Genomic DNA, 18,303 nt, shown 5'->3' on the forward strand with positions numbered 1-18,303 from the left:
GGTATCCACTTGGCTCGAAAACGCTCTAACCCCTATTCACCGGCGAGCTTCAGGGACGGCTTGCTGCCGCGTTCCAGCCGGCGCAACCGCGCCTCTTCGTGGCCGATATAGTCGCGCGTCACAGGCACCACGCCCTGCCGCCTGGTGAGCTGGATCTGGAAGTTCATCATGGCCTGCTTGCGGAACGTCATCTCGCAGGCTGCGAGATAGAATTCCCACATAAGCGCGAAGCGCTCGTCGTAGAGCTGCACGGCTTCCTCGCGTCGCGCGATGAAGCGCTCGCGCCAGGCCTTCAGCGTCTCGGCATAGTGCAGGCGGAGGATCTCGATGTCGCAGACCAGGAGGCTGGCGCGCTCGATCGCGGGCGTTACTTCCGAAAGCGACGGGATGTAACCGCCGGGGAAGATGTACTTTGCGATCCAGGGATTGGTGGAGTCCGGCCCCTGCGAGCGACCGATCGAATGCAGCAGCATGATGCCGTCATCGGCGAGAAGCTCGGCGCAGCGCTGGAAGAAGGTGTCGTAGAACGTGACGCCGACATGCTCGAACATGCCGACCGAGACGATACGGTCGAAGGGGCCGTCCACGTCGCGATAGTCCTGGAGTTTGAATCGGGCGCGTTGCGTCAGGCTTCGTTCCGCCGCGCGCGCGCTCGCGACCTGCAACTGCTCGGTCGAGAGCGTGATGCCGGTGACGTCGGCGCCGGCGATCTCGGCGAGGTAGAGGCAGAGCCCGCCCCAGCCCGAGCCGATGTCGAGCACGCGCTGGCCGCGCCTGACCAGGAGCTTTGCGGCAATGTGCCGCTTCTTTGCGAGCTGCGCGTCGTCGAGCGAGGCTGCCGGCGTCTCGAAATAGGCGCAGCTATATTGCTTGTCGGCGTCGAGGAAGAGGGAATAGAGCCGCGCGTCGAGATCGTAGTGATGCGCGACATTGTGCCTCGACCGGGAACGCGGATTGAATTGGCGGATGTTGCGCATGACGTAGCGCAGCCACCAGTTCGGCTTGGCCCAGTGCGGCAATACGCCGGGTTGGTCCAGCAAAATTGCCAGCGCATCAGCGATGGTGCCGTTCTCGACGACGAACTCGCCGTCCATGAAGGCTTCGCCGAGGCCGAGCTCGGGATTAAGCAGGATCTTTCGCTGCGCGTCCTGGGTGACGAAGCGGACCGCCACCGGCGGGCCGGTGCCGTCGCCGCAGGTGAAACTTGCGCCACTTGCGGTCGTTACCGTCATCGATCCGCGGCGAATGAATTGACAAAGGAAACTCCGCAACAAGCGGTCCATCGAACTCACCTATCGAGCGAACCCGAAAAGATGCGACAAACCCGGCCGTCTTTCCCGACGCCCCAGGACGGAAAAGGTTCCTATGCGTCCGCATGGAGGCTATGCCCGATGACCGCTACTGCGTTGTGTTCAAAGCGGATATTCGCAAATCGCAGGATCAAATTGTTGCGTGATGAGCCTGCTTCCATTCACGCCACAATCGGCTAAAAGGTGACCCGCCGCGGCGCCGCCTCGCGGGCCGGATTGACGGAAATTCAGTTGGAGATGATGGGAATGTCGAGCCGAGCGCTCAGCCTCGCGACGGTGTTGCTTCTGATCGGCTTCGGCGCGGTCGATACCGCGCTGGCGCAGGCGCAGAACCTCGAGGCTGGCAAGACCCCGTCCCAGCTCTTCGCCCAGACCTGCAATGTCTGCCACAAGAGCCCGCGCGGCCTGTTGAAGACGGTGGCGCCGGGTTCGCTGCCGAGCTTCCTGCGCCAGCACTACACGACGAGCTCCGACATGGCCGGCGTGCTCTCGTCCTATCTCGTCTCCAACGGCGCGACCGACACCCGCTACCAGGCCAAGGACGCCAAGGACTCGAGCAAGGGCGGGAAGGACAAGGAGAAGGAAGTCAATTCCAGCGCGACCCAGCAACCCTCGCCCGAGCACGCCGGCCGTCGCCAGCGGCCGGGTGCAGAGGGCGCGAAGCCCGAAGGTGAGGGAGCTGCAGCCGGTCAGAAGCGCGCGGCGCGGCCGAGTGAGGAGGGCGCGAAGGACGGGGCCAAGCCCGAGGGGCAGGCGACCAATGAGCGCGGCCCCGACGGTCGCAAGAAGAAGATGAGCAAGCGCGGCAAGCCGGATGCCGACGAGGCGCCCAAGGCGGACGCTGCGAAGGATGCTCCCGCGACGACCGAGCCGTCGTCGGCGGACAAGAAGGACGAGCCCAAAAACGAGCCCAAGAGCGAACCGAAGAGCGAGACCGCCAAGGTCGATGGCTCCGGTGACAAGTCGTCCGGCGACAAATCTTCCGGCGAGAAGCCGGCGGCGCCGGAGAGCAAGCCCGACACGGCGGCCAAGCCGGAGAGCAAGCCAGAGAACGGTGCTTCGCAGTCGGCCAAAACCGAACCGGGCAGCACCGAGACTCCAGCAGCGCGGCCCGATCCGATGCCTGCAGTGACGCCGGCCCCGCCTGCCGCGGCCAAGCCCGCCGAGCCGCCCGCCGCCAGTGCTTCTGGCTCCGAGCCTGCTCCGGCAAAGCCGCAGGAGACGCCGCCTGCGGTAACCGCCACCGCGCCGCCGCCACCGCCACCGCCCGCGGCTCCCGCCGGGCCGCCGGTCCCTCCGATTTCGCAATAAGCACCCGCAAAGGAAACGAAGGCCGCGGTAACGCGGCCTTTTCGCTTCTTGACCGAGTTTAGAGTATTGCTCTAGAGTAATACTCTAGGAGGGGCCGATGTCGCCGACCATGCGTGACGACCTGCTGGCCGCCGGGCTCGCGATCTTCGATCGTGTTGGCTTCGAGGGCGCGACCGTGGCGGCGATCCGGGAGCGGGCGCGCGCATCCAACGGCAGCTTCTTCCACGTCTTCGCATCGAAGCAGGAACTCGCGGGCGCGCTGTTCATCGAAGTGCTCCGCCACTACCACGCCGCCATCCTCGCCGCGCTCGATCCGGCACCCGGCGCAACGGAGGGCATCGACCGCCTGATCCGCGCCCATCTCGGCTGGGTCGTGACCAGCCGCCGCGAGGCGCGCTATCTGTTCGAGATCTCGCGCAATGAATGGGGCGACGACATCCGCGATGTCCAGCGCGCGCACAATGCGCGGCTTGCCGAAGGCATCGAGCGCTGGCGTGCGCCCCTGATCGCGTGCGGCGATCTCTTGCCGATGGTGCCGGTGATGTTCATCAGTCAGCTCATCGGGCCGGCGCAGGTGTTTTGCCGCGCCTATTTGTCGGGACGCGACCGCACAGATCCGCGCAATGAAGCCGATACGCTGATTGCCTGCGCCGTCCGTGCGCTGGTGCCGCCCGACCGCATCACAGCAAGCAACAACAAGAAAGGAGCCGCGCCATGAGAACGGACACCGACCCCGGCTTTGCCGAGATCGCCGAACGCATTCACAGCAATGTCGGCCGGCAGGGGTTCATGAACCTGGTCGGTGCAGAGCTGTCGGAGCTTGCGCGCGGCGAATGCACGATCGCGGTCGAGCGCCGGCCGGACCTGTTGCAGCAGCACGGCTTCTTCCATGGCGGCGTCACCGCCTTTCTGGTCGACAATGCCACCACGATCGCAGCGGCCACCTCGCGCGGCCAGCCGGCGCTGACGGCGGAGTACAAGCTCAACCTGCTGTCGCCCGCGGTCGGCGAAAAACTGATCTGCCGCGCGCGGGTGATCAAGCCGGGGCGCCAGGTCTCGGTCGTCGCGGCCGACGTGTTCTGCGTGACCGACGGTGTCGAGAAGCACACGGCGACCGCGCTGGCCTCGATCGCGATGCTCAACGAGGAGGTCGGCGCGACAACGAAAAGCCCGGCCGCGTGAACGGCCGGGCTGATCCCTCAAGTCGTCATTGCCGGGCTCGACCCGGCAATCCATCGATCAAAAGAAAGGCTCTCTTTCCGAATGGATGCGCGGGTCAAGCCCGCGCATGACGAGTATGGCGCTACTTCTCGGTCGCTTCCGCGGCCGGAGCCGGCTGCACGTCGTCGTGGTGGGCTTCCGGATCGAAGAACTCGCCGGCAGCGGCAATCGCTTCGGCAGCGGCGTCGCGGTCCTCGTTGCGGGTCGAGATGTCCTCGCCGCGGTTGATGCGCTCGGCCTCGTCCTGGCTGCGCGCAACCGTGACGGTGACCTCGACCTCGACCTCGGGGTGAACGGCGACCGTGATGGCGTGCTTGCCGATGGTCTTGATCGGCGCGTCGAGCTGCACCTGCGGACGGGACAGCGAGACACCGTCGGCTTCGAAGGCGGTGACCACGTCACGCACCGTGACCGAGCCAAACAGCTGGCCGGCCTCCGAGGCCTGGCGGATCACGATGATGTTCTTGCCCTGGATCTTCTCGGCGACCTTGGACGCCTCGGCCTTGGACTGAAGGTTGCGGGCCTCGAGCTCGGCCTTCATGCCGTCATACTTGGCGCGGTTGTCGGCAGTGGCGCGCAGCGCCTTGCCGCGCTTGAGCAGGAAATTGCGGGCATAGCCGTCGCGAACCTTCACGACTTCGCCCATCTGGCCGAGCTTGTTCACGCGTTCCAGCAAAATGACTTCCATAATCGTTCTCCTTTTGAAGTGGTCTGAGTTGGTTGGTTGTTCGAAGGTGGACTTAAGGGGTCGGTAGCGGCGGCGGTTGCGACCGGTTGCGCAAATAGCGTTCGCGGAAGCCGAACACGGCATCCGCAAGTCCGAGGATCACCATCGCCAGCACGGGCCATCCGAAAACGACGACCATCGCGTAGGTCGAGCCGAGCCAGAACGCCCGGCTCTTCAGCGCGAGCGTCAGCGTATGCAGCACCGCAAAGCCGGTCAGGGCATAGGCCAGCATCAGCGCCGTCGAGAGGATCTGCGCGATCATCGCGACGAGACCGCTGGTGAAGCAGAGCGCGATGGCGACGCAGAGCACCGCGAGCGTCATCGGCGGCAGCGCAGCGCTCATCATGTCCGGCCAGGGGCGGCGCAGCCGGCCCGAGGTCGCCGTCACCTTGGCGCTGAGCCAGAGATTGAGCGTCAGCGTCATCATCGACACGATCGTGGCCGCGGCCGGCGCGATCTTGACCAGCGCGTCGACGAATTGATCGGTCTCGCCGGTGATCGGCGAATCGCTGGCCCTGAGGATGCGCAGCAGGCCGCGACGCAAGGTGCTGGTGATGCTGTCGGCGTCGGTGCCGAGCGTGAGCAGCGCGGCCATCGTCGTCAGCGTGGCAAAGCCTGCGATCCAGAGCAGGATGCGACCGAGTGGGTACCATTCGATCTCGGGTTCGGCGGACGCGGTGCCGTTTGCCGGCACGTCCACGGGGCGGCCGAGCAGCACGAGATGGCCGAGCCACCAGGCGGGCAGTGCGATGGTCACGGCAAAGGCGATGCAGTAGGGCAGGCCGAAAAGGGCCCCGAGCCCAATCGCGGCGGCAATGCCGCCAAAACTCGCGGCGAGCGGGCCCCAGCCGATCGCGGCCACCATCAGCGGCAACGGCGCGAGATAGAACAGGACGAGCGAGATCAGCGCGCCCGAGACGATCGAGGCGAACATCAGGGCCGACGCGGCGCCGGCGATCAGGGCTATGAGTCCAAATACCATCATCAGCTGTCCCGCTCCCTTCGAGCGGTTAGAGGCCATCAGCCCCAACCATCGGCAACCGGACGACCCGGAAGCCTCTTGAGTTCAAGAAAGTGTCGATCGGCGGCTCATCGCCGCCGATCGAAATCGTCGTATCAGCGGATCACGTAGGGCAAGAGGCCCAGGAAACGCGCGCGCTTGATGGCGCGGGCGAGTTCACGCTGCTTCTTGGCGGATACGGCCGTGATGCGGCTCGGCACGATCTTGCCGCGCTCGGAGACGTAACGCATCAGCAGCTTGGAATCCTTGTAGTCGATCTTCGGCGCGTTCGGACCCGTGAACGGGCAGGTCTTGCGGCGACGGAAAAACGGACGGCGGGCGCCAGCTTCAGCCATTGTTCTTACTCCTCGTCCGAGGTGGTGGTTTCAGCTTCTTCGCGGGGACGGCGCGGGCCGCGATCACCGCGGTCGCCACGGAAGCCGCCTTCGCGGTCGCCGCGGAAGCCACCCTCACGCTCGCCGCGGAAGCCGCCGCCACGGTCGTCACGCTCGCGATCGCGATCCGTCTTGCGCATCATCGCCGACGGGCCTTCCTCGAGCTCCTCGACGCGGACGCTGAGATAGCGGATCACGTCTTCGCTGATGCGCTCCTGGCGCTCGATCTCGGCGATCGCCGCGGACGGCGCGTCGATGTTGAGCAGCACGAAGTGCGCCTTGCGGTTCTTGTTCATGCGGTAGGTGAGGGAGCGAACGCCCCAATTCTCGGTCTTGGTGACCTTGCCGCCGAGACCTTCGACGATGCCGGTCATCTGCGTCGTCAGCTCTTCGACCTGCTGCGGGCTCGCGTCCTGGCGCGCGAGGAAGACATGCTCATAAAGAGGCATGGTTGTCCTTTCCTAGTGTTGGCGCGTCACCCGGCGGCAAGCCCTTCGAGGCCTTCGGAAAGGACTCGGGATAAGCTCAGAAGGCGGAAGCACGGGACGACGGGCCGACTGGCCCTGCCACATCAAAATCAACATGTGAGTTTGCTGAGACCGTCCGTTCAGCTCCCGGCCGGGATCTGCGGATGGCGCGCTTTATACGGATTTTGGCCGTCTTGGCAAGGTTCTGGGACCAGGTTTTGACCCCCGGTGTTTCCTGGTGGCTCCCGGGGGCCCATCCATTGCCAACGGTTCAAAATTACCGGCTTGCATTATTTGTTTGTATGACATACAAAGAATGCAAGGGAGGGCCCCATGGCGGCCAAGACGATCCAGGCTCCGTTGGAAGGGCAGGCCGGCGATCCCAAGCACGCGGCCCGCGCCACCCGCTCGGCGGGGCGCAAGATGCGGTCGCTGCTGCTCGATGCGGCAAGTCCCCTGTTCAAGGAGCGGGGGCTCGCCGGGACCTCGATTTCCGACATCGCGACCGCGGCCGACGCGTTCCCGAGCCAGATCACCTATTACTTCCGCACCAAGGAAGCGCTGTTCGTCGAATGCGCCTGCCGTGATCTTCTCTATCTTGCCCGCACCACGGAGCAGGCGGCGCTGAAGGCGCATACGCCACGCGACTACACGCGCGCGCTCGCCGAAACCGTAACGGCAACCGATTCGGTGGCGTTCTTCGCCGAAGCGCTGACGCTGACACGGCGCCGGCCCGATCTGGCGCCGCTGGTCGAGCGCACCATCGAGCGGCTGCACAGCGAAGGCGCGCGCGCCTATGCGAGCCAGGTTGAGCGCCATGGCTGGCGATCCCTGCGCGCGCCCGACGAGAGCTCGCGGCGGTTCTGGGCGGTTGCGATCGGCGTCATCCTCGAAGGCTACGCCATGGGCCGATCGCCCGACCAACTATGCAGCGAGCTGCTGCGCGTGCTGGGCGACCAGGCGCGAGCGGATAAGACGACCACCAATGAAGGCGCCCGCCTGCGTCTCGTGGACGATCCCAATGCATCGACATCAACGCCATCGGACGGGGAGAGCTGAGCCATGACCGCGCTTCGCATGCGAGCCCGCGATTTCCTGAGCGAGGACGAACTCGTCGCCGTGCGCGAGCGCGTGACCTGGAAGGGCGTCGCGCTGATCGCGCACGCCTGGGCGCTGATCCTGGGCGCGATCGCGCTGGTGGCGTGGTGGCCCAATCCGCTGACCTATCTGCTCGCGGTCGGGATCATCGGCTCGCGCCAGCTGGGCCTTGCGATCCTCATGCATGACGGTGCGCATGGCTGCCTGTCGGCGAACGAGAACACCAATTTGACCCTCAGCCAGTGGTTCTGCGCCTATCCCATTTTTGCGGAGACGCGCGCCTATCGCCGCTATCATCTGCAGCACCACGCGCGCACGCAGCAGGAAGACGATCCCGACCTCGTGCTGTCGGCGCCGTTCCCGATCACCCAATTGAGCTATCGCCGCAAGTTTATCCGCGATCTCACCGGGCAGACCGGCTATCAGCAGCGCAAGGCGCAACTGCTCAATGCGCTCGGCCCGAAGGAGTGGCCGCTGACGCAACGCGCCGCGCATTTCTGGCAAAAGCTCGGACCGCAATGCGTCGTCAACGCGATCCTGTTCGCGAGCCTCGCGGCGCTAGGGGTCTGGTGGGCTTATCCGCTGCTCTGGCTGGTTCCGCTCCTGACCTGGCAGATGGTCATCACGCGCATACGCAACATCGCCGAGCACGCCGTCGTCCCCGACAGCAGCGATCCCCTGCGCAACACCCGCACCACGCACGCCAACTTTCTCGAGCGTCTGTTCATCGCGCCGTACTACGTGAACTACCACCTCGAGCATCATCTGCTGTTCTACGTCCCCTGCTACAACCTGCCGTGCGTGCACCGCATCCTCAGCAAGACGCATGCTGATCGCATGGAGGTGCAGCCGAACTATCTGGCCGTGCTGCGGCTCGCGACCGGCAAGCCGAACCAGGAGGATCGCCCGGGACAGCTGGCGAGCAGCGCCCGCCGTGCGCGGGCAGGGGCCGAGGTCGGCGCGGATCAAAAGGCGGGCGGCTTCTAGCCCCCCGTTTTACCCGCCCCGGTAGGGTTCGCGGCTTGACATCCCGGCCCCGGTCAGTGTCTTACGGCCCCCTCTAGAGCATATTGTGGAACCAGGAGCTCGTGCCGGGCGTAAAGCGGCTGGCGGGTTTCGAGACAGGTCCGGCTCAAACAAGCCAGGGAGCGCCGATGACGGCAGCATTCACATTTCCGGGGCAGGGGTCCCAGGCCGTCGGCATGGGCAAGGCCCTGGCAGACGCGTTTCCCGCCGCGCGCGCGGTGTTCGACGAGGTCGATGCGGCGCTCGGCGAGAAGCTGACGGCGATCATCTGGGACGGCCCGGCCGAGACCCTCCAGCTCACCGAGAACGCCCAGCCGGCGCTGATGGCGGTCTCGCTCGCGACCTTGCGCGTGCTCGAGTCCGAGGCTGGATTTTCCGTGGGGCGGGACGCGGCTTTTGTCGCGGGACACTCGCTCGGCGAGTATTCGGCGCTGGCCGCCGCCGGAAGCCTGACGATTTCGGACACCGCGCGCCTGCTGCGCACCCGGGGCCTTGCGATGCAAAAGGCGGTGCCGGTCGGTGCCGGCGCCATGGCCGCGCTGCTCGGCCTCGATTACGAGGCTGCGATGGAGGTCGCCCAGGAGGCCGCCCAGGGCCAGGTCTGCCAGGCGGCCAATGACAATGGTGGCGGTCAGGTGGTTGTCTCCGGCGACAAGGCCGCGGTTGACCGCGCCGTCGAGATCGCCAAGGGCAAGGGCGCAAAGCGCGCCATGCTGCTGCCGGTGTCCGCACCGTTCCATTGCAAGCTGATGCAGCCCGCCGCCGACGCGATGGCGGAAGCGCTGGCCAGGGTCACGATCAAGGCGCCCGCGGCGCCGCTGGTGTCGAACGTGCTGGCGAGCGCCATCACCGATCCCGACGAGATCCGCCGCCGTCTGGTCGAGCAGGTCACGGGCACCGTGCGCTGGCGCGAGTCGGTTGCCTATATGGCCGGGCAAGGCGTGTCGCGCTTCTTCGAGATCGGCGCGGGCAAGGTGCTCACGGGCCTCGTCAAGCGCATCGCTGATGGCGCCATCGGTGTCGCCGTCGGCGGTCCGAACGATATTGCCGCCGCAAAGGATGCATTGGCCGCTTCGAAACAGGCCTAGATTCGTGTTTTGACGCGTTTTCTTGAAGCGAACCGGTTTCCACTTCGCTGGAAGACGCTCTGGAGGAGTTTTCGATGTTCGATCTGACTGGCAAGAAGGCGCTCGTCACCGGTGCGACCGGCGGCATCGGCGGCGCGATCGCGGCCGCCTTGCACGCCCAGGGTGCCACGGTAGCGATTTCGGGCACGCGCAAGGAAGTGCTGGACGAGCTCGCCGGCAAGCTTGGCGAGCGCGCCCACGTGCTGCCCTGCAACCTCTCCAAGGCCGACGAGGTCGAGGCGCTGGTGCCCGCGGCGGAAGGCGCGATGGGTCAGGTCGACATCCTCGTCGCCAATGCCGGCATCACCCGCGACAATCTCTTCGTGCAGTTGCGCGATGAGGATTGGGAAGAAGTCATCAACGTCAATTTGACGGCGACCTTCCGCCTGGCGCGCGCCGCCACCAAGCTGATGATGCGCAAGCGCTTCGGTCGCATTATCGCCATCACCTCGGTGGTCGGTGTTACCGGCAATCCGGGGCAGGGCAACTACACCGCGTCGAAGGCGGGATTGATCGGCATGATCAAGACGCTCGGCGCCGAATACGCCAAGCGCGGCGTCACCGCCAATTGCATCGCGCCCGGTTTCATCAAGACGCCGATGACGGATGCGCTCAACGACAAGCAGCGCGAGACGATTCTGACCAAGGTTCCCGCCGCCCGGCTGGGGACCCCGGAGGATATTGCGGCTGCGGCCGTCTATCTGAGTTCGAACGAAGCAGCCTATGTCACGGGTCAAACGATTCACGTGAACGGCGGAATGGCCATGATCTGAGCTGCCCGGCAGGGCGGGCGGGATGCGGCAAACAGCCGTTTCCGGAGCGAATTGAGGCTTGTAGTCAAGGCAGTTGAAGTATGGTAACCGGACCTGCAACGGATGGGCAAAGAACGCCATTGCAGGTTTTGGAAACCCTGTATATTGGCGGTGCGGAGCCTTGGCCGTCGTTCGCCAGGCCCTGCATCGGCTAGGTGGGGCCAACCAAAGTTCGTACGCGATTGCGAAGGCAGTTTAACGACCTCGACGGCTCGTATCGTCCCGGGGGGTCGGGTCAAGGGAAAAACACGAGGTTAAGCGATGAGTGACATTGGCGAGCGGGTTAAGAAGATCGTGGTCGAACACCTTGGTGTTGAGCCCGAGAAGGTTGTCGACGCTGCGAGCTTCATCGACGACCTCGGCGCCGACAGTCTGGACACCGTCGAGTTGGTGATGGCGTTCGAAGAGGAATTCGGTTGCGAGATTCCGGACGACGCTGCGGAAACGATTCTCACCGTCGGCGACGCCACGAAGTTTCTCGAAAAGAACGCGAAGAGCTAAGGCTCTCATTTCGCGGTACAACATGGAAACCGGACGGACCGCAGGAACGCGGTCCACCGGTTTCTTGTTATCGGCCGTGGATTTTTTGAACCGGAGTTGAGGTATGAGGCGGGTTGTCGTCACGGGCCTCGGCATGGTGTCGCCCCTTGCGTGTGGCGTCGAGCCGACCTGGAAGCGCATCCTCAATAGCGAGAGCGGTGCACGCAAGATCGAGTCGTTCGACGTCTCCGATCTGCAGACCAAGATCGCCTGCAACGTGCCGCGCGGCGACGGTTCCAACGACAGCTTCAATCCCGACCAGTGGATGGAGCCGAAGGACCAGCGCAAGGTCGACGACTTCATCATCTTCGCGATGGGGGCGGCGAAGCAGGCACTGGACGATGCCAACTGGCATCCCGAGAGCGAAGAGGACAAGTGCGCGACCGGCACCATGATCGGCTCGGGTATCGGCGGCCTCAACGGCATCGCTGAGACCGCGATCCTTTTGAAGGAGCGCGGCCCGCGCCGCGTCTCGCCGTTCTTCATTCCGGGTCGACTGATCAATCTCGCCTCCGGCTACGTCTCGATCGAGCACGGGCTGAAGGGGCCGAACCATTCGGTGGTGACGGCCTGTTCGACCGGCGCACATGCGATCGGCGACGCGGCCCGTCTGATTGCGCTCGGCGATGCCGATGTGATGGTCGCGGGCGGCGCCGAATCGCCGATCAGCCGTATCGGCATCGCCGGCTTCAACGCCGCGCGTGCGCTGTCGACCGGCTTCAATGAAACGCCCGAGAAGGCCTCGCGCCCCTACGACAAGGACCGCGACGGTTTCGTGATGGGCGAGGGCGCCGGCGTCGTGATCCTCGAGGAGCTCGAGCACGCCAGGCGCCGCGGCGCCAAGATCTACGCCGAGGTGATCGGCTACGGCCTGTCGGGCGATGCCTATCACATCACCTCGCCATCGCCCGATGGCGACGGCGGCTTCCGCAGCATGTCGGCCGCGCTGAAGCGTGCAGGGCTGACGCCGTCCGATCTCGACTACATCAACGCGCACGGCACCTCGACCCCGGTCGGCGACGAGATCGAGCTCGGCGCGGTGGAACGGCTGCTCGGCAACGCAGCGTCCAAGGTCGCGATGTCCTCGACGAAATCGTCGACCGGGCATCTGCTCGGTGCGGCCGGTGCGATCGAGGCGATCTTCGCCATCCTTGCGATTCGCGATAACATCGTGCCGCCAACGATCAATCTGGATAACCCGTCGGTCGACACCGCCATCGATCTCGTGCCGCACACGGCCAAGAAGCGCGAGATCAACGTGGCGTTGTCGAATTCTTTCGGATTTGGCGGTACCAATGCCTCGGTGATCGTCCGGCGCCTGGCCAACTAGCTTGCGCTTGCAACGAATCCACCGTTTTGCCTTATTCGGCGATAGTCATAGTCGTGGGCGTGAATTTTGGCAGGGCAAGCGCAGCGGGAGCGCTGGTCAGGCCGCAATTGAACCGGCAGGATTCAGGTTGCTTCGATGAGTGAAAGGCCGCCCATTTCGCCCCGGAGTCCGCGTGCTGCGCTGGAGCCTGAGCAGGTGCCCCCGCCGCCGAAGCGGTCGGACCGCGCGCGCAATCCCTTCGTGGTCGTCGGCAACGCCATCATCACCATTCTCCTGATCGCGATGCTCGGGGCCGGCGCCGTCTATTATTACGGCCGGCAAATCCTGGAGACGGCAGGTCCGCTGAAGGAAGACAAGATCGTCAACATTCCCTCGCGCGCCGGCAAGCGCGACATCGCCGATACCCTGAACAAGGAAGGCGTCACCGACGTCAATCCATGGGTCTTCATCGCCGCCGTGTTTGCGCTGAAGGCGAGCTCGGACCTCAAGCCGGGCGAATACGCGTTCCAGAAAAATGCAAGCCTGCGCGACGTCGTCGCCACCATCGTCGAGGGCAAGGTGGTGCAGCACGCCGTTACGATTCCGGAAGGCCTGACCTCCGAGCAGATCGTGGCGCGGCTGTCCGAAAACGACATCTTCACCGGCAGCGTCCGCGAAGTGCCGCGCGAGGGCACGCTCCTGCCCGAGACCTACAAGTTCCCGCGCGGGACGACGCGCGAGCAGGTGATCCAGCGCATGCAGCAGACGCATAAGCGCGTGCTGGCCGAGATCTGGGAGCGCCGCAGCCAGGACATTCCGATCAAGTCGCCGGAGCAGTTGGTGACGCTCGCCTCGATCGTCGAGAAGGAGACCGGCAAGCCCGACGAGCGCAGCCGCGTCGCCGCCGTCTTCACCAACCGCCTGAAGCAGAAGATCAAGCTGCAGTCCGATCCGACCATCATCTACGGCCTGGTCGGCGGCAAGGGCACGCTGGGCCGTCCGATCAAGCGCAGCGAGATCACCCAGCCGTCGCCCTACAACACCTATGTAATCGACGGCTTGCCGCCTGGGCCGATCTCCAATCCCGGCCGCGCCTCGCTCGAAGCCGCCGCCAATCCGGCCCGCACCCGCGACCTCTATTTCGTCGCCGACGGCAGCGGCGGCCATTCGTTCACGGAAACCTACGACGCGCACCAGAAGAACGTCGCAAAGCTGCGCGCGATGGAAAAGCAGATCCAGAACGACACCGTGGAGCCCGCCGACGACGCACAGGCGCCGGCAGCGGCCGTGCCCGCACCGGCCGATAACCCGCCGACCGCAACGACGCGGCCGACCCAGCAGAAGAAGCCGCCAGCGGCGCGGCCCGCCACCAATCCGCCCGCGCCGGCGCGGCAGGGCGCCGTCCAGACCACGCCGCCGGTGGTCCAGCGCTAGGCGCAGGGCCGCCCGCGGGCTTTCGCGGATTCCACTTTCCTGCAAAAAAGTCTTAAGATTCGCATGCCTTGATGGCCTTTGCGAATCTCATCTGTCCGGAGAAGCTCACCCGATGGCGCTGTCGTCCATGACCGGCTTTGCCCGAAGCCACGGTGCGAGCGGGCCTTACACGTTCGAATGGGAATTGAAGTCGGTCAACGCCAAGGGCTTTGACCTGCGCGTGCGGCTGCCGCAGGGCTTTGACGAGGTCGAGGCCCACGCCAAGAAGCGCGCCGGCGAGGTGCTGTCGCGCGGCACGGTCTACGCCAATCTCAACGTCAAGCGCACCAACGCGGCAGCGACGGTGCGGATCAACGAGGACGTGCTGAACGCCGTGCTGAAGGTCGCGGCCCAGTTGTCCGGCAGGGTCGACGCGGTGGCGCCGAGCATCGACGGCCTGCTGTCGATCAAGGGCGTGATCGAGGTCGCCGAGCCCGAGAGCAACGAGGACGAAGACAAGGCGGCGCGTGCCGCGGTTGCCGAAGCCTTCGACAAGGCGCTCGCCGAGCTCGTCGAGATGCGCAAGCGGGAGGGCACCTCGCTCGGACAGATTCTCATCCAGCGCGTGGACGAGATCGAGGGTCTGGCCAGGAAGGCGGAGGCTTCGCCGGGCCGCAAGCCGGAGGCGATCAGGGCGCGGCTCGCCGAGCAGATCGCGACGCTCCTGGATACGTCCGATCGCTTCGACGCCGACCGGCTCACCCAGGAGGCGCTGATGATCGCGACCAAGGCCGACATCCGCGAGGAGCTCGACCGCATCGCCTCGCACGTCGCGCAGGCGCGCGAACTGATCGGCAAGGGCGGCCCGATCGGCCGCAAGCTCGACTTCCTGGCGCAGGAGTTTCATCGCGAGGTCAACACCTGCTGCTCGAAGTCGAACGACATCGAGCTGACCAACACGGGGCTTGCCATGAAGAACGTGGTTGAGCAGTTCCGCGAGCAGGTCCAGAATCTGGAGTGATCGATGACTATGGGCGGTCACGGATATGACGGTGTCGAGCGGCGCGGATTGATGTTTGTGCTGTCGTCGCCCTCGGGCGCGGGCAAGACCACGCTGTCGCGGCTTCTGATCGAGCGCATGGGCGGGCTGAAGATGTCGGTCTCGGCGACGACGCGGCCAATGCGCCCCGGCGAGGTCGACGGACGCGACTATCTGTTCGTCGACAAGCCCAGCTTCGAGCAGATGGTGAAGCAGGACGAGCTCCTGGAATGGGCGACCGTCTTCGACAACCGCTATGGGACGCCGCGGAGCCCCGTCGAGGCCGCGCTGTCGGCCGGCCAGGACGTGCTGTTTGACATCGACTGGCAGGGGACCCAGCAATTGCGCGAGAAGGCCCGCGCCGACGTCGTCAGCGTCTTCATCCTGCCGCCGTCGGCCGCCGATCTGGAAAAGCGGCTGCACTCGCGGGCGCAGGATTCCGACGAGGTCATCCGCAAGCGGATGAGCCGCGCCAGCCACGAGATGAGCCACTGGGCCGAGTACGACTACATCGTGATCAACCACGACGTCGACGAAGCATTCGCCGAGGTGCAGTCGATCCTGAAGGCCGAGCGTCTCAAGCGCGAGCGGCGCGTTGGACTTGTCGGCTTCGTGCGAAATCTGCAGAGCCAGTTGCAAGGTTAGGCTCAAGTCGAGGCTCGCTCAGCCGCGGTCCTTCCTTCGCCAACCGTTCCAAGATTTCGGTGATGATGTTGATGTCGACGGCATCGTCGGTCTCGTCTGTCTTGGCATCCGTCTTGGCATTTGTCTTGGCTTCCGTCCTGGCTTCGGTCATCTCCGCCTCAAGCTCCGACAAGACCTCGTCGAACGCGATCGCCGCTGTCTCCGCGTCATCCATTGCGTGAATGCCGTTCTTGACCGCGAGGGCGGCGTCCTTCACGCGAATGTCGGTTGCCTCGCTCGCGGCAGCGGCGTCGCGCTTCGGCTGCGGGGGCTGCGGGAGCGCGAAGGAGAAGTCGAGCGGCTCCGGCCGCTGCAGCTGCTTGAGCCGCTGCAGCCGCTGCGAGCGCGGGGCGGCGGTTGCGGCTGCTTCTGCCCACGGCGCGCGGGCGTTGTCGGCCGGCGGCTCCCAATTGACGCGGCGGCGCGTGCCGTCATGCGCCAGGGTTCGCATGCGGGAGCCGGCGAAGCGATAGATCACGCTGCCGATGATGCCGGCGAGTGCCAGCGCGCCGCCGATCACCAGGAACAGCATCTGCAGCGAGCCCGTCGGCTTCTCGGCGGGAGCGTCCGCCGCCGCCGCCGTCACCGGCGCGGCGGCTGCGGTCGCAGGCTTTGGAGCGGGGCGTACGTCGGCCGGTTTCGTTGCGGGCGCGACGGGCTGCGGGGCGGGCGCCACTGCGGTGGAGGCGTCAGGCCAGCGCGTGTTGAGGGCGGGCTGTTCGGCACCGTCCGGAGCGACCGGAGGTTGGCCGGCGACGGGCTGAGCCGCGGCCGTATTCGGCGCCGGAATCGATGCCGTCGTATCCTGCGCGGTGCGGACTTGCGTCCATTCGGCGCGCGCGTCCTGCACCGAGCGCGGGGCGGGCGCATCGGCCTTCTGTGTGCCCTGCGCGGTCTCTGTGGTCTTCGTGCCCTCGGCGCGCAGATACCAGCACTGCCGCTTGGTGCCGCGCTCGACGCGGTAGTACCAATGCTGGCCCTCGGGCGCCGTCTTCTTCGGCGAGGCCAGGCAATCGTCGGCCGCATTGGCAGCGGCGCTTGGCGCGGCCGGAGCGCTCGGCGCATTCTGCGACACCGCCGTCAGCGGTGCTCCCGCCAGCACGCTGGCGAAAAGTGCGGATATGAACTTTGCGGTTCGGTTGCCCATCCTGGTCTCCCGGTTACGCCTTACGCAACACCACGTTACGGGAGCCAATCTCGTCAAAGACTTGGGTGGCAATGAGCCCCAAATCCGGAGAGGATGAGGCTTAAATCGGGCCTCCGCGACGATTGTTCCGCCGTGAAAATTGCTAAATCTTCGCTGCGATTATCGCTCGGTCGAAGTCCATGTTCCCGAGCATCCGGTTGGCGCGGCGGAAGGTTCCGGAACCGCTTTTTCCCCAAATGCACAGCGCCTATCGTTTGGGGCGCTCGCGCTGTAAGCTCTGTCCCGCGATGTCGTTTGACGGAGCACGGCCATGACCCTTCAAAATCAGGCCCTTCAAAAACAGCCCGACACGAGCCGCCCCGACGACCACGCGATGTGGGCGGCAGCAGGCGAAGAGTTCGTTCTTCTCGATACCGTTCAACCGCCTGCCCGGATCGAAATGGCCCGGGAGCGGATGCTGCTGAGCCGGCTCTATCTCGGCCTGATCCGCAGCATCAACGACGACTATGGCGCGGACTTCGTCAGGCAGAACGACAGCGCCACGTTCCGCACCATCGGCATATACCTGTTCCTGCGAACCGCGATGTGCTCGCCGGTGCGGGCGAGCACGGTGGCACAGGCGCTGAAGCTGCCGCGCCCGACCGTGCTGAGGCGGCTGGATGAGATGATCAAGCAGGGCTATGTCGAGCGGATCGGAAACGCCTATCGCGTGACCGACAGGGTCAATATTCCCGATCTGCAGCGGCGGCTGCAGCAGAGGATCGACATGATTTTGGAGACGGCGCGTGAACTTTCCAGGCTGAGGGACGCCGGCGGCGCCGCGCATTGAGCGCGACTGAACCGAGACGTCGTTTCCGCCGACCAAACCGGCATGCGCTTGCCCATTCTTGTTTTGCAACTCCTCGTCGCTTCAGCGAGCGTGTTCAACGTGATCCGCTTTCGGCTCGACAACCTCTTGATCGAGAGGGGGGCTGAGCTCGACCGTCTCACCCTCGCGGGGCTGGCCGTGGCTGCCATGTCGACGGCCGCTGTGCTCGTTCTCTGCTGGCGCGTGACGGCACTGACTCCGCTGCGTGCGGGACTTGCGCTTGTGCTGATCGGGTTGACGGCTCTTTCCGGTGTCGCACCCGGGATGATCGAAACCCGCGTCAGGGCCGTGGAGCATGCCACGCGCGAGGCCGAGCAACAGCAGCGGGAAGACGCATTCGCGCGCGAGCTCGCTCAGTGGACCGCTGATATCGACAGACGCGCGGCCGCGGCTCGGCCGCTCGAACCCGAGCAAGCCTGGTCGTTTGTCGATTGCATCGCCAGTGCAGGCTACCGGAACGACGGAGCCAATCCTCCCAGCGCCCAGGCCCTCGAGCTCTTGCACAGGGCGCTTGCCGCGGGCCTGATCGACGTCAATGCGGCGGTGCCGGGTCACCGGCTCAAGGACCCGGCGCCGCGGCCGCTGTTCTTGCAGTTCTACACGGAGCGCGTTGCGCCGGTGCGCAACGTGCTGGCGCGGCAGGACTGGGAGATCATGCGCGAGCTCGCCGCTGGTGGCGCCGATCTTGCGTTGCCCGACGCGGCGCCGCTCGTCGCGGACCTTGCAAAGACTGTGGTGCCCGGGCCGTCGCGGTTCGTCAGCTTGAAATAGCTTCGGACGCGTGCGGCCCCGACGCCGTCGCCGTCGGA

At 65.6% G+C, this 18,303-nt stretch carries 20 protein-coding genes; 14 read left to right on the forward strand and 6 right to left on the reverse strand.

Annotated features, from left to right (window positions below; all coding sequences use genetic code 11):
• Positions 1–32 precede the first annotated feature (32 nt).
• Complete coding sequence (locus JQ632_RS07225; RefSeq protein ID WP_212401596.1) at positions 33–1,283, reverse strand: cyclopropane-fatty-acyl-phospholipid synthase family protein; 1,251 nt, start codon at positions 1,281–1,283, stop codon at positions 33–35.
• A 273-nt stretch (positions 1,284–1,556) separates the two neighbouring features.
• Here JQ632_RS07225 and JQ632_RS07230 point away from each other — a divergent pair, with 273 nt between their 5' ends.
• From JQ632_RS07230 to JQ632_RS07240, 3 genes are all read left to right on the forward strand, one after another.
• On the forward strand, positions 1,557–2,621 hold the full coding sequence (locus JQ632_RS07230; RefSeq protein ID WP_212401597.1) for a hypothetical protein: 1,065 nt from the start codon (positions 1,557–1,559) through the stop codon (positions 2,619–2,621).
• Positions 2,622–2,718: 97 nt separating this feature from the next.
• The gene (locus JQ632_RS07235; protein WP_212401598.1) at positions 2,719–3,339 is read left to right on the forward strand and encodes a TetR/AcrR family transcriptional regulator; all 621 of its coding nucleotides are present in this window, start codon (positions 2,719–2,721) and stop codon (positions 3,337–3,339) included.
• Positions 3,336–3,803 carry a PaaI family thioesterase gene (locus JQ632_RS07240; RefSeq protein WP_212401599.1) on the forward strand — a complete coding sequence of 156 codons (468 nt, stop codon included), beginning with the start codon at positions 3,336–3,338 and terminating at the stop codon, positions 3,801–3,803. Before JQ632_RS07235 ends, JQ632_RS07240 begins: the two co-directional genes overlap by 4 nt.
• A 121-nt stretch (positions 3,804–3,924) precedes the next feature.
• Here JQ632_RS07240 and rplI read toward each other — a convergent pair whose 3' ends face one another.
• From rplI to rpsF, 4 genes are all read right to left on the reverse strand, one after another.
• Positions 3,925–4,530, reverse strand: a complete 606-nt coding sequence (gene rplI / locus JQ632_RS07245; protein WP_212401600.1) for a 50S ribosomal protein L9 — start codon at positions 4,528–4,530, stop codon at positions 3,925–3,927.
• Positions 4,531–4,582: 52 nt separating this feature from the next.
• On the reverse strand, positions 4,583–5,554 hold the full coding sequence (locus JQ632_RS07250) for a DUF2232 domain-containing protein (RefSeq protein ID WP_212401601.1): 972 nt from the start codon (positions 5,552–5,554) through the stop codon (positions 4,583–4,585).
• Between the two features lie 131 nt (positions 5,555–5,685).
• Entirely contained in the window at positions 5,686–5,925 is a 240-nt protein-coding gene (rpsR, locus tag JQ632_RS07255) for a 30S ribosomal protein S18 (protein ID WP_011441353.1), read from the reverse strand.
• A 5-nt stretch (positions 5,926–5,930) separates the two neighbouring features.
• Positions 5,931–6,413, reverse strand: coding sequence for a 30S ribosomal protein S6 (gene rpsF, locus JQ632_RS07260; protein ID WP_212401602.1), 483 nt, complete (start codon positions 6,411–6,413; stop codon positions 5,931–5,933).
• Between the two features lie 351 nt (positions 6,414–6,764).
• On the opposite strand from rpsF, the gene JQ632_RS07265 reads away from it, so the two are divergent.
• From JQ632_RS07265 to gmk, 9 genes are all read left to right on the forward strand, one after another.
• Positions 6,765–7,490 carry a TetR/AcrR family transcriptional regulator C-terminal domain-containing protein gene (locus tag JQ632_RS07265; RefSeq protein ID WP_212401603.1) on the forward strand — a complete coding sequence of 242 codons (726 nt, stop codon included), beginning with the start codon at positions 6,765–6,767 and terminating at the stop codon, positions 7,488–7,490.
• Between the two features lie 3 nt (positions 7,491–7,493).
• Positions 7,494–8,516, forward strand: a complete 1,023-nt coding sequence (locus JQ632_RS07270) for a fatty acid desaturase family protein (protein WP_212401604.1) — start codon at positions 7,494–7,496, stop codon at positions 8,514–8,516.
• Positions 8,517–8,683: 167 nt separating this feature from the next.
• Complete coding sequence (fabD, locus tag JQ632_RS07275) at positions 8,684–9,643, forward strand: ACP S-malonyltransferase (RefSeq protein WP_212401605.1); 960 nt, start codon at positions 8,684–8,686, stop codon at positions 9,641–9,643.
• A gap of 74 nt (positions 9,644–9,717) precedes the next feature.
• A complete protein-coding gene (gene fabG, locus JQ632_RS07280) occupies positions 9,718–10,455 on the forward strand; it encodes a 3-oxoacyl-[acyl-carrier-protein] reductase (RefSeq protein WP_212401606.1) in 738 nt (245 codons plus the stop codon).
• A 300-nt stretch (positions 10,456–10,755) separates the two neighbouring features.
• A complete protein-coding gene (locus JQ632_RS07285; protein ID WP_008130699.1) occupies positions 10,756–10,995 on the forward strand; it encodes an acyl carrier protein in 240 nt (79 codons plus the stop codon).
• Positions 10,996–11,098: 103 nt separating this feature from the next.
• Positions 11,099–12,364 (forward strand): beta-ketoacyl-ACP synthase II, encoded by a 1,266-nt coding sequence (gene fabF / locus JQ632_RS07290; protein ID WP_212401607.1) that lies wholly within the window; start codon positions 11,099–11,101, stop codon positions 12,362–12,364.
• Between the two features lie 135 nt (positions 12,365–12,499).
• Complete coding sequence (gene mltG, locus JQ632_RS07295; protein WP_212401608.1) at positions 12,500–13,777, forward strand: endolytic transglycosylase MltG; 1,278 nt, start codon at positions 12,500–12,502, stop codon at positions 13,775–13,777.
• A gap of 112 nt (positions 13,778–13,889) precedes the next feature.
• A complete protein-coding gene (locus JQ632_RS07300; protein WP_212401609.1) occupies positions 13,890–14,777 on the forward strand; it encodes a YicC/YloC family endoribonuclease in 888 nt (295 codons plus the stop codon).
• A gap of 3 nt (positions 14,778–14,780) precedes the next feature.
• Entirely contained in the window at positions 14,781–15,440 is a 660-nt protein-coding gene (gene gmk / locus JQ632_RS07305) for a guanylate kinase (RefSeq protein WP_212401610.1), read from the forward strand.
• Here the strand turns inward: gmk and JQ632_RS07310 are convergent.
• Positions 15,373–16,626, reverse strand: coding sequence for a hypothetical protein (locus JQ632_RS07310; protein ID WP_212401611.1), 1,254 nt, complete (start codon positions 16,624–16,626; stop codon positions 15,373–15,375). The two genes, gmk and JQ632_RS07310, sit on opposite strands and share 68 nt — an antisense overlap.
• Before the next feature lie 310 nt (positions 16,627–16,936).
• On the opposite strand from JQ632_RS07310, the gene JQ632_RS07315 reads away from it, so the two are divergent.
• Positions 16,937–17,455: a helix-turn-helix domain-containing protein gene (locus JQ632_RS07315; protein WP_212401612.1), complete on the forward strand. Its 519-nt coding sequence runs from the start codon at positions 16,937–16,939 to the stop codon at positions 17,453–17,455.
• Positions 17,456–17,545: 90 nt separating this feature from the next.
• On the forward strand, positions 17,546–18,265 hold the full coding sequence (locus tag JQ632_RS07320; protein ID WP_212401613.1) for a hypothetical protein: 720 nt from the start codon (positions 17,546–17,548) through the stop codon (positions 18,263–18,265).
• Positions 18,266–18,303 lie beyond the last annotated feature (38 nt).

Origin of the sequence: Bradyrhizobium liaoningense, assembly GCF_018130955.1 — a bacterium.
GTDB lineage: Bacteria > Pseudomonadota > Alphaproteobacteria > Rhizobiales > Xanthobacteraceae > Bradyrhizobium > Bradyrhizobium liaoningense_C.

Bases quoted from the DNA above. Each gene is read 5' to 3' on its own strand.
- JQ632_RS07310 (WP_212401611.1), bottom strand. From the start codon at position 16,626: ATGGGCAACCGAACCGCAAAGTTCATATCCGCACTTTTCGCCAGCGTG.
- JQ632_RS07230 (WP_212401597.1), top strand. From the start codon at position 1,557: ATGTCGAGCCGAGCGCTCAGCCTCGCGACGGTGTTGCTTCTGATCGGC.
- JQ632_RS07265 (WP_212401603.1), top strand. From the start codon at position 6,765: ATGGCGGCCAAGACGATCCAGGCTCCGTTGGAAGGGCAGGCCGGCGAT.
- gmk (WP_212401610.1), top strand. From the start codon at position 14,781: ATGACTATGGGCGGTCACGGATATGACGGTGTCGAGCGGCGCGGATTG.
- JQ632_RS07315 (WP_212401612.1), top strand. From the start codon at position 16,937: ATGACCCTTCAAAATCAGGCCCTTCAAAAACAGCCCGACACGAGCCGC.
- rpsF (WP_212401602.1), bottom strand. From the start codon at position 6,413: ATGCCTCTTTATGAGCATGTCTTCCTCGCGCGCCAGGACGCGAGCCCG.
- fabD (WP_212401605.1), top strand. From the start codon at position 8,684: ATGACGGCAGCATTCACATTTCCGGGGCAGGGGTCCCAGGCCGTCGGC.
- JQ632_RS07225 (WP_212401596.1), bottom strand. From the start codon at position 1,283: ATGGACCGCTTGTTGCGGAGTTTCCTTTGTCAATTCATTCGCCGCGGA.
- JQ632_RS07285 (WP_008130699.1), top strand. From the start codon at position 10,756: ATGAGTGACATTGGCGAGCGGGTTAAGAAGATCGTGGTCGAACACCTT.
- rpsR (WP_011441353.1), bottom strand. From the start codon at position 5,925: ATGGCTGAAGCTGGCGCCCGCCGTCCGTTTTTCCGTCGCCGCAAGACC.
- JQ632_RS07250 (WP_212401601.1), bottom strand. From the start codon at position 5,554: ATGATGGTATTTGGACTCATAGCCCTGATCGCCGGCGCCGCGTCGGCC.
- mltG (WP_212401608.1), top strand. From the start codon at position 12,500: ATGAGTGAAAGGCCGCCCATTTCGCCCCGGAGTCCGCGTGCTGCGCTG.
- JQ632_RS07300 (WP_212401609.1), top strand. From the start codon at position 13,890: ATGGCGCTGTCGTCCATGACCGGCTTTGCCCGAAGCCACGGTGCGAGC.
- JQ632_RS07240 (WP_212401599.1), top strand. From the start codon at position 3,336: ATGAGAACGGACACCGACCCCGGCTTTGCCGAGATCGCCGAACGCATT.
- fabF (WP_212401607.1), top strand. From the start codon at position 11,099: ATGAGGCGGGTTGTCGTCACGGGCCTCGGCATGGTGTCGCCCCTTGCG.
- JQ632_RS07270 (WP_212401604.1), top strand. From the start codon at position 7,494: ATGACCGCGCTTCGCATGCGAGCCCGCGATTTCCTGAGCGAGGACGAA.
- fabG (WP_212401606.1), top strand. From the start codon at position 9,718: ATGTTCGATCTGACTGGCAAGAAGGCGCTCGTCACCGGTGCGACCGGC.
- rplI (WP_212401600.1), bottom strand. From the start codon at position 4,530: ATGGAAGTCATTTTGCTGGAACGCGTGAACAAGCTCGGCCAGATGGGC.
- JQ632_RS07235 (WP_212401598.1), top strand. From the start codon at position 2,719: ATGTCGCCGACCATGCGTGACGACCTGCTGGCCGCCGGGCTCGCGATC.